At 62.8% G+C, this 8,090-nt stretch carries 7 protein-coding genes and 1 other RNA gene; 2 read left to right on the forward strand and 6 right to left on the reverse strand.

Annotated features, from left to right (window positions below; translation table 11 throughout):
* Positions 1 to 695: 695 nt before the first annotated feature.
* Both RIT73_RS10535 and RIT73_RS10540 read left to right on the forward strand, forming a co-directional pair.
* Positions 696 to 2,348 carry a thiamine pyrophosphate-binding protein gene (locus RIT73_RS10535; protein WP_309132031.1) on the forward strand — a complete coding sequence of 551 codons (1,653 nt, stop codon included), beginning with the start codon at positions 696 to 698 and terminating at the stop codon, positions 2,346 to 2,348.
* A 130-nt stretch (positions 2,349 to 2,478) separates the two neighbouring features.
* On the forward strand, positions 2,479 to 2,709 hold the full coding sequence (locus RIT73_RS10540; protein ID WP_309132032.1) for a hypothetical protein: 231 nt from the start codon (positions 2,479 to 2,481) through the stop codon (positions 2,707 to 2,709).
* A gap of 66 nt (positions 2,710 to 2,775) precedes the next feature.
* Here RIT73_RS10540 and ssrA read toward each other — a convergent pair.
* The 6 genes from ssrA to prfB all read right to left on the reverse strand — a co-directional run.
* Positions 2,776 to 3,153, reverse strand: a transfer-messenger RNA (tmRNA) gene (gene ssrA, locus RIT73_RS10545).
* A 275-nt stretch (positions 3,154 to 3,428) separates the two neighbouring features.
* On the reverse strand, positions 3,429 to 3,899 hold the full coding sequence (gene smpB, locus RIT73_RS10550; RefSeq protein WP_309132033.1) for an SsrA-binding protein SmpB: 471 nt from the start codon (positions 3,897 to 3,899) through the stop codon (positions 3,429 to 3,431).
* Positions 3,900 to 4,037: 138 nt separating this feature from the next.
* Positions 4,038 to 5,267 (reverse strand): peptidoglycan DD-metalloendopeptidase family protein, encoded by a 1,230-nt coding sequence (locus tag RIT73_RS10555; RefSeq protein ID WP_309132034.1) that lies wholly within the window; start codon positions 5,265 to 5,267, stop codon positions 4,038 to 4,040.
* 1 nt (position 5,268) lies between these two features.
* On the reverse strand, positions 5,269 to 6,183 hold the full coding sequence (gene ftsX, locus RIT73_RS10560) for a permease-like cell division protein FtsX (RefSeq protein WP_309132035.1): 915 nt from the start codon (positions 6,181 to 6,183) through the stop codon (positions 5,269 to 5,271).
* Complete coding sequence (ftsE, locus tag RIT73_RS10565) at positions 6,180 to 6,869, reverse strand: cell division ATP-binding protein FtsE (RefSeq protein WP_309132036.1); 690 nt, start codon at positions 6,867 to 6,869, stop codon at positions 6,180 to 6,182. The genes ftsX and ftsE overlap by 4 nt, the downstream gene beginning before the upstream one ends.
* 147 nt (positions 6,870 to 7,016) lie before the next feature.
* Positions 7,017 to 8,090 (reverse strand): peptide chain release factor 2 (gene prfB, locus RIT73_RS10570; RefSeq protein WP_309132037.1); only part of this gene is annotated, 1,074 nt, incomplete at its 5' end.

The following is an 8,090-nucleotide window of genomic DNA, read 5'->3' on the forward strand; positions in this document are numbered from 1 at the left end:
ACAGCGTGGTCCCTCGAAGCCAAGTGGGCCGCTCGATGTTCGCATTCTTCCACCCAGAGCGTTCGACGGACCGACCGGTGTTTGTGAGGTTGAGTTGCGGATGTCGTCAGACTGCCGATCAAGTCAGTTGCATCTGAGAACGACTGGGACGACCACCACGACGGCCGTCGCACTTTGAGATCGCGGTTGGCCTTCCCAGCTGTCAGTTGTCAGCTGAGTCCTGGCTTTCACCGTGAAGTTCACGGTGAAAGCAGTCAGGAATGATCTGGACGTGTACGTGTATTCGAATCGACCATTCACCGGCGACTTCACGACAACGCTTCCATTGTCGCCGAGCACGGCAGACTGCCATGTCACCAGATACTCAAGGTTGCCGGCGGAGGCCCCTGCCGGTGCGTCCCACCCGAAGGACCTGTCCGCCCGAGCCTAGATCGCCGGGACCCGGTTCGTCCGGTCCGGGGTGACCCCGACCTGGAAGTGGCCTGCTGGTGGTTGACCGGCCTGACCTGCAGAGAGACTCTTGCTTGGATCGAGCGCAGTTGTGACCTATATTGATGTCTTGTCAGGCCGGTGTGGTTCGAACCGGTTGAGGCCACCCAGCCGGTGCTCGAAAAAGGAGCGCGAAGCCGCGGAACGCGCGTGTGAGACATATATGGATGCATCTCCATGTCTCATCGCTCTGCGAAAGGTCCTTCATGGCCCACACCTCCGCTCATGTCGCTCAGACTCTTGCCCGTCACATCGATGAAGTCTTCGGACTCATGGGCAACGGCAATGCCTATTTCCTCGACGCCCTGCTCACCCGCACCTCGGCGAACTTCACTGCTGTGCGGCACGAGGCCGGTGCTGTCGTCGCTGCCGACGCGCACTTCAGAACCTCGGGTCGGGTCGCCGCCGCCAGCACCACGTACGGCGCCGGATTCACCAACACCCTCACAGCGTTGGCGGAGTCTGCGCAGGCGAGAGTGCCACTCGTGCTCGTCGTCGGTGACGAGCCGACTTCGGGCCCCAGACCGTGGGACGTCGATCAGATCGCCATGGCTTCCGCAGTAGGCGTGCGCACGTACACGGTGGGACGGGTGGATGCCGCCGCGGCTACAGTCACCGCTGTCGAACACGCGTTGACCTATCGTGTCCCCGTCGTCCTGGCCATTCCCTACGATGTCGCGACTCTCGACATTGGAGCAATTCCCGAGGTGCCCGGTCCGGGCATTCCCGCTCCCCTGGCTCCGGCGACCGAATTCGCGCGGACTTCCATCGACCGACTTGCCCATCAACTCGCCGAGGCAAAGCGTCCGATTCTGCTGGCCGGTCGCGGTGCTTGGCTGGCCGGTGCCCGAGAAGAGCTCGGAGCGCTTGCTTCGAGAACGGGAGCGCTGACCGCGACCACTGCCCTGGGTCGCAACATCTTTCCGGAGGCGCGTCGTGACCTCGGCGTCGCCGGCGGCTTCGGTGCCCCGGGCGCGATGGAGCGGATCCGCGACGCCGACGTCGCCGTCGTTTTCGGCGCCTCGCTCAACCAGTTCACGATGCGCTTCGGTGAGCTCTTCCATCCCACGACGTCGGTCTGGCAGGTCGACACCGACGAACGCGCAACGAGTTCTCGCGTGGGTGGGTACATCCGGGCCGACGCGAAACTAGCAGCGGCTGCGCTGGGAGACCGTCTGCGCGAGATCGGAGCAGAGCCAAGCGGCTGGCGGGAGACCGTCGACACCGAGGCGGAGCGGCAGTATGAGGTCGGTGCCGAATTCGCTGCCGATGGTCGCCTCGACCCGCGGTCGGCGGCCGCACGACTGCACGAACTGCTGCCCCAGGACCGGGTCATCGTCTCGGACGGCGGTCATTTCATCGCTTGGGCGAACATGTTCTGGGAGCCCGCTGCCCCGAACAGGATCGCGATGGTCGGCACGGCGTTCCAATCCATCGGGCTGGGCTGGCCGAGTGTCGCTGGTGCCGCCCGAGCCAATCAGAATTCGACGGTCGTCCTGACGACTGGGGACGGAGGCGGTGTCATGGCCTTGTCCGACCTCGACACGGCGGTTCGATCAGCGCAGGGCAGAGGAATCGCCGTCGTGTTCAACGATGCGGCCTACGGCGCCGAGGTGAACCTATATGGACTCAAAGGTCTCGAGAGATCGCCGATGCTCATCGATGAGATCGACTTCGCGGCACTGGGCTCGGCCGCAGGAGGCCAGGGCGTCGCAGTCCGCTCTCTGGCCGACCTCGACGTCCTCGAGGAGTGGAAGGCCACGCCCGTCGAGGAGCGGAAGTTCCTGCTCCTGGACCTGCGGATCTCTGGTTCGGTCATCGCGCCCTACCAGGAGGAAGTCATCCGCGTGAACTCGTAGGGACACCACCCGTAGGGACGCAATTGTATGGTCGAAAAACTGAGGAAAAGTGGGCCGTAGCGCCGTTTCTCCTCGCTTCTTCGACCACCGATCCACGCGCCGCATGAAATCTGCCTAAGATGAACTCACTATGACGCAGCAGATCACGGCGCGGAAATTCCGCGAAGGCAAATGGTGGGTCTTCGACATTCGCGAACTGGAACAACCCGCTTCCAGCGGTTCGGGAATACTGAAACCAGTTGGCCAGGCGCCACAGCTCGCCGACGTCAAAGAGGAAGCTCGCCTGCTGGCGGGTCTCTGGGTCGATGATGATCCTGACGTGTTCGAAGTGACCGTGGAAGTGGTTGATGCCCAGGCCTGACTCCAACACGCGTCCGGACACGACAAAGCCCGTCAGCTCAACATTCTGAGCTGACGGGCTTGTCATTTGTGGAGATGGCGGGAATCGAACCCGCGTCCGTCGGCAAATTATCAGGTCTTCTCCGGGTGCAGTTCGTGAAGCAGTTTCTTAGGTTCTGGCCATCGCACGAACACGTAGACCAACGAACGGAGTTGAGTTAAAGTCCCTCAGATGCCCTCAACAAACATCTGAAGCAGTGGCCCCTTAAGCGACGCCAGGAACTAGAGCAGAGGCAACTCTAGGCTGACGGATTCGCAGCTCGCGCTCTATCAGGCAGCGAGGGCGAAATCGGTGCGGTTGTTAGATTTAGCACCTATTTTTTTGCAGAGGACGTTTACGAGATGACTCTACATTCTCGACCCGCTTCTCCCGACGCATTGTCCGACGTCGAAACCGATCATCCCCATATTCTGTTACCAATCCCGCCCATCCCATTCCCTGCGGTGCAGGGCCTGTGCCGGGCAGGTTCACCAGCATACTCGTACAACACTGGCGAAGCCAACTGCATTCCCGACGCTTCCGAACCCATCGCCATGAGACGATGCGCCCGACGATCCGTCCGGAACGCGCGACATCAGGTTCAACGACACCGTCGTGCAGAGTATTCCCAACGGGACTCAAGTCACCTTGCATCGTTGAAGAGTTCAGTAGACTGGCAGATCACCGCCCAGGCGCGGGTTTCAGCGATACTGCTTCGACTTCATCGCCCGCTCGGCCTCGCGCTTGTCCTGAGCCTCACGCAATGTCTGGCGCTTGTCCCATTCGCGCTTGCCTCGAGCCAATGCGATCTCGACTTTGACCCGCGATCCATCGAAGTAGAGCTCCAACGGGATGAGTGTGCGTCCCGATTCCTTGACCTTCTGCGAGATCCGCAGAATCTCGTCACGGTGCAGGAGCAGCTTCCTGCGGCGCCTGGCCGTGTGGTTCGTCCACGTCCCCTGCAGATACTCGGGGATGTAGACACCTTCGAGCCACGCCTCACCCTGGAAGATCAGCGCGAAGCCATCCGTCAGAGATGCCCGTCCTTCACGCAGCGACTTCACCTCGGTGCCCGTGAGGACGAGGCCGGCCTCCCACGTGTCATCGATGTGATAGTCGTGGCGCGCCTTCCGGTTCCTCGCAATGACTTTCTTGCCCGTGTCCTTCGGCATTCCGACCTCCTCTCATCTTCGGTCCGATCCGATCGCGGCGCGATCCGGATGTCGTGCGCACAGCTGCATCCGCTCCCACCAGCGGTGAGAACACGCAGACCCAACAGCTTAGCCTAAACCCCGCCCGTACGGAAGGGCTCAGGAGATGTAGGGCATCGGGTTGACGTAGATGCCCTTCTTCATGATCTCGAAGTGCAGGTGGCAACCGGTGGAGGCGCCTGTCGTCCCGGAGATCGCGATGACCTGCCCCTTCTTCACCTTCTCGCCGTCGTGGACCTTGACCTTGGTGTTGTGGTTGTAGGTGGAGGCGATCGAGCTGCCCTTGATCTTGCCGTGCGAGATCACCACACGGTTGCCGTAACCGCCGTTCCACCCCGAGGAGACGACGATGCCGTCGCCTGCCGCGTGGATGGGCGTGCCACAGGGAACGCCGAAGTCCGTCCCCGTGTGCAGCTTCTTCCGCTTCGTGATCGGGTGGATGCGGTAGCCGAAGGGCGAGGTGATCGGGTAGCCCTGAGCAGGATTGGCGAGGGCACCGTCGCCGAAGACGAAGTTGCCCTTCTTCTCCTGCTCCTTCTCCCATTCCCTGACCTTCTTCGCCAGCCGGTCCTGCTCTTCCTGCTCCCTTTGCAGCTGCTCCTCTGTCGCGGCCTTGTTGTCCTCGATCGTCTTCTCGGCCTTGTCCTTGGCGTCGATGAGCGCCGAGAGCGTGTCAGCCTTCTCCTGCGCATCCTTCTGCGCGGCCTCTTTGGCCAGAACCGCCTCGGCGGCTTCATCCTTGAGATCGGAGATCTCATCCGTCACCGCGGACAGGCGCTCCTCGTTGTTCTCGTTGATCGCCCGCTGCTCCGACAGGTTCTCGATCGTGCGCTGCTGGGACCGCACCGCGGAGTCGACGCGCGCGATCCCGCCGTCGGCGCTAGTCCCCTCCGCCATCTGCAGCAGCATCGCCATGTCGGAGGTGATTCCCGAGTTCTGGTAGGCCTGCCGGCCGATCCGAGCTGCCGAGGTCTTCTGCTCCTCGATCGCCTCCGACCCCTCTTTGATGGAGGTCTTGAGGTCGTCCTGAGCGCCTTCGGCCGAGGACAGGCGAGCCGCCAACTCCTCGTCCTTCGCGATCGCGTCAGCCAGAGCGTCCTCTGCCTTCTTCGCCTCCGCCTCGGCGTCGGGAAGCGCCTCCTGCGCTTCGTCCCTCTCGGCGATGACACGGGCGAGTTCGTCGTCGAGCCCCTCGAACTCCTGCTTGAGCTCCTTGACACGCTCGTCGACGCGGCTCTTGTCGTCGCGGGGATCGGCCACCGCCGAGGTGACCGGCAGGAGAAGGGCAAGGATGGCTGCCGTGATGGCTAAGGGGAGTCGCCGTTTCATGTCAGACCTTCGTGTACTTATTCAGGGTGATGAGCGAGGAGGCGCCGGCCATGATCACGCCGATCGCGATGAGGATCGGGGCCACGAGGAAGACGTCGACCCCGGACACGAGGTTGAAGCCGGTGGCCTGGTTCTGCAGCCACCCGGTGACCCCGAAGTGGACGAGCAGGCCCAGTGCACCCGCGGACAGCGTCGCCCCGATCGCCGAGGCGATCACCCCCTCGAGCAGGAAGGGCAGCTGGATGAAGGTGTTCGACGCCCCGACCAGGCGCATGATCCCCGTCTCCCGTCTCCGCGAGAATGCGGACAGTCGGATCGTCGTCGCGATGAGCAGCATTGCGCACAGCAGCATGATTCCGGCGATCGCGACTGCAACGACGGTGGCGACGTTGAGCACCCCGAACAGCCGGTCGAGCAGATGGTTCTGGTCGACGACCTCCTCGACTCCTGGGGTCGAGGAGAAGTACTCCTTGATGATCTCGTACTTCTCCGCGTCCTTGAGCTTGACCCGGAAGGATTCGTTCATATCCTCCTGGGGGACGGTGCCCTCGAGGCTCGTGCCGTCGAACTGCTCCTGGAAGTGCTTGTACGCCTCTTCCTTGTTCTCGAAGTAGACCTTGTCGACGTAGGGGGCCAGTTCGGATCCCTCGAGGGACTCCCTGATATCGGCCTTCTGCGCCTCGGTGGCCTCACCGTCGACGCAGGTCGGAGCCTCGGAGTTGGGCGGGCAGAGGAACACCGAGACCTGCACCCGGTCGTACCAGTAGTCCTTCATCTGCCCGACCTGCATCTGCAGCAGGATGGCGGCGCCGACGAACAGGAGGGACACGAAGGTGACGAGGATGACGGACAGGACCATGGAGAAGTTCTTCCGCAGTCCCGAGGCGACTTCGGAGAGGACGAATCCGGCCCTCATGAGGCGACTCCGTAGGTTCCCTGCTCGACATCGCGGACGATCTGCCCGTCCGAGAGTTCGATGACGCGTTTGCGCATGCGGTTGACGATATCTCCATCATGGGTGGCCATGAGCACGGTTGTGCCGTTGCGGTTGATCTTCTCCAGGACCGCCATGATGTCCGCGCTGGTGACCGGGTCGAGGTTTCCGGTGGGTTCGTCGGCGAGCAGAATGCCCGGTTTGTTGACGACGGCGCGGGCGATCGCCACGCGCTGCTGCTCACCGCCGGAGAGCTCGTGCGGAAAGCGCTTCTCCTTGCCGGCCAGGCCCACGGTCTCGAGCACGTCAGGCACCAGGGTCGACATCGCGGCGCGGGACTTCCCGATCACCTGTAGGGCGAACGCGACATTGGCGAACACGTTCTTGTTGGGCAGCAGACGGAAATCCTGGAACACGGTCCCAATGCCTCGGCGCAGGTAAGGCACCTTCCAGCTCGGCATCTTCACGACGGACTTCCCGGCGATGTGGATCCGACCTGCACTCGGGACCTCTTCGCGCAGGATCAGCCTGATGACCGTGGACTTACCCGAGCCCGAGGCTCCCACCAGGAACACGAACTCTCCGCGCTGCGCCTCGAACGAGATGTCGTCGAGCGCTTTGCGGGTGCGCGCGTCGTAGGACTTCGAAACTGAGTCGAATTTGATCAAGAGTGTCTTCAATCATGTCGTGGATTGCCCGGGCGCTTCCACTGTACGTAACAGCTCCGTGATGTTCGGGGAGGCGCGTGGAGGCGTGTTGGGCGTCTGAGGAATTTCACAGGCACCCTTCCACGCCGAGGCGATTGAGTCCTCGGATCAGACCTCGGCGTTCTCCTGCTGCTTGCGCCAGCGGATACCCGCCTCGATGAGTCCGTCGAGGTCGCCGTCGAAGACGTTCTGCGGGTTGTTGACCTCGTAGCCGGTGCGCAGGTCCTTGACCATCTGGTACGGGTGGGTCACGTAGGAGCGCATCTGATCGCCCCAACTCGCCTTGATGTCACCGGCGAGTTCCTTCTTGTGCGCGGCTTCTTCCCGACGCTTGAGTTCGAGCAGTCGCGACTGGAGCACCCGCATCGCGGCCTCACGGTTCTGGATCTGCGACTTCTCGTTCTGCATGCTCACGACCACGCCGGTCGGTACGTGGGTGATGCGCACGGCCGAGTCGGTGGTGTTCACCGACTGCCCGCCGGGCCCCGAGGACCGGTAGACGTCGATGCGCAGATCGTTCTCATCGATCTCGATGTGGTCGGTCTTCTCGATCAGGGGCACGACCTCGACGGCGGCGAATGAGGTCTGGCGCCGCCCCTGATTGTCGAAGGGGCTGATGCGCACGAGGCGATGCGTGCCGGCTTCGACCGAGAGGGTGCCGTAGGCGTAGGGAGCGTTGATCTGGATCGTTGCCGACTTCACTCCCGCACCCTCGGCATAGGAGGTGTCGAGTTCCTGCACGTTGTAGCCGCGACGCTCCGCCCAGCGGATGTACATGCGGGTGAGCATCTGCGCCCAGTCGGTGGCGTCGTCGCCGCCGGCACCGGAGCGCACGGTCACGACCGCGGCTCGTTCGTCATATTCGCCCGACAGCAGAGTGGAGATCTCGAGTTCGGCGAGCTGGGACTTGAGTTTGGCGATGTCGCGTTCGGCTTCGGCCAGGGAATCGGCGTCGGCTTCGTCCTGAGCCATTTCGATGAGGAGTTCGGCGTCGTCGATGCGCTCACCGAACTTCTCGAGCTTCTCCAGGGTGCCCTGCTTGTGCGAAAGCTTGGCCGAGACCTTCTGCGCCGTATCCGAGTCGTCCCAGAACGTCGGTGCGGACGCTTCCTCCGTGAGTTCGGCGACCTCGGACCGCAGATTGTCCAGGTCGGACACGTCGAGGATCGACTTATAGGTTGC

Source organism: Brevibacterium sp. (genome assembly GCF_031179145.1).
Taxonomy (GTDB): domain Bacteria; phylum Actinomycetota; class Actinomycetes; order Actinomycetales; family Brevibacteriaceae; genus Brevibacterium.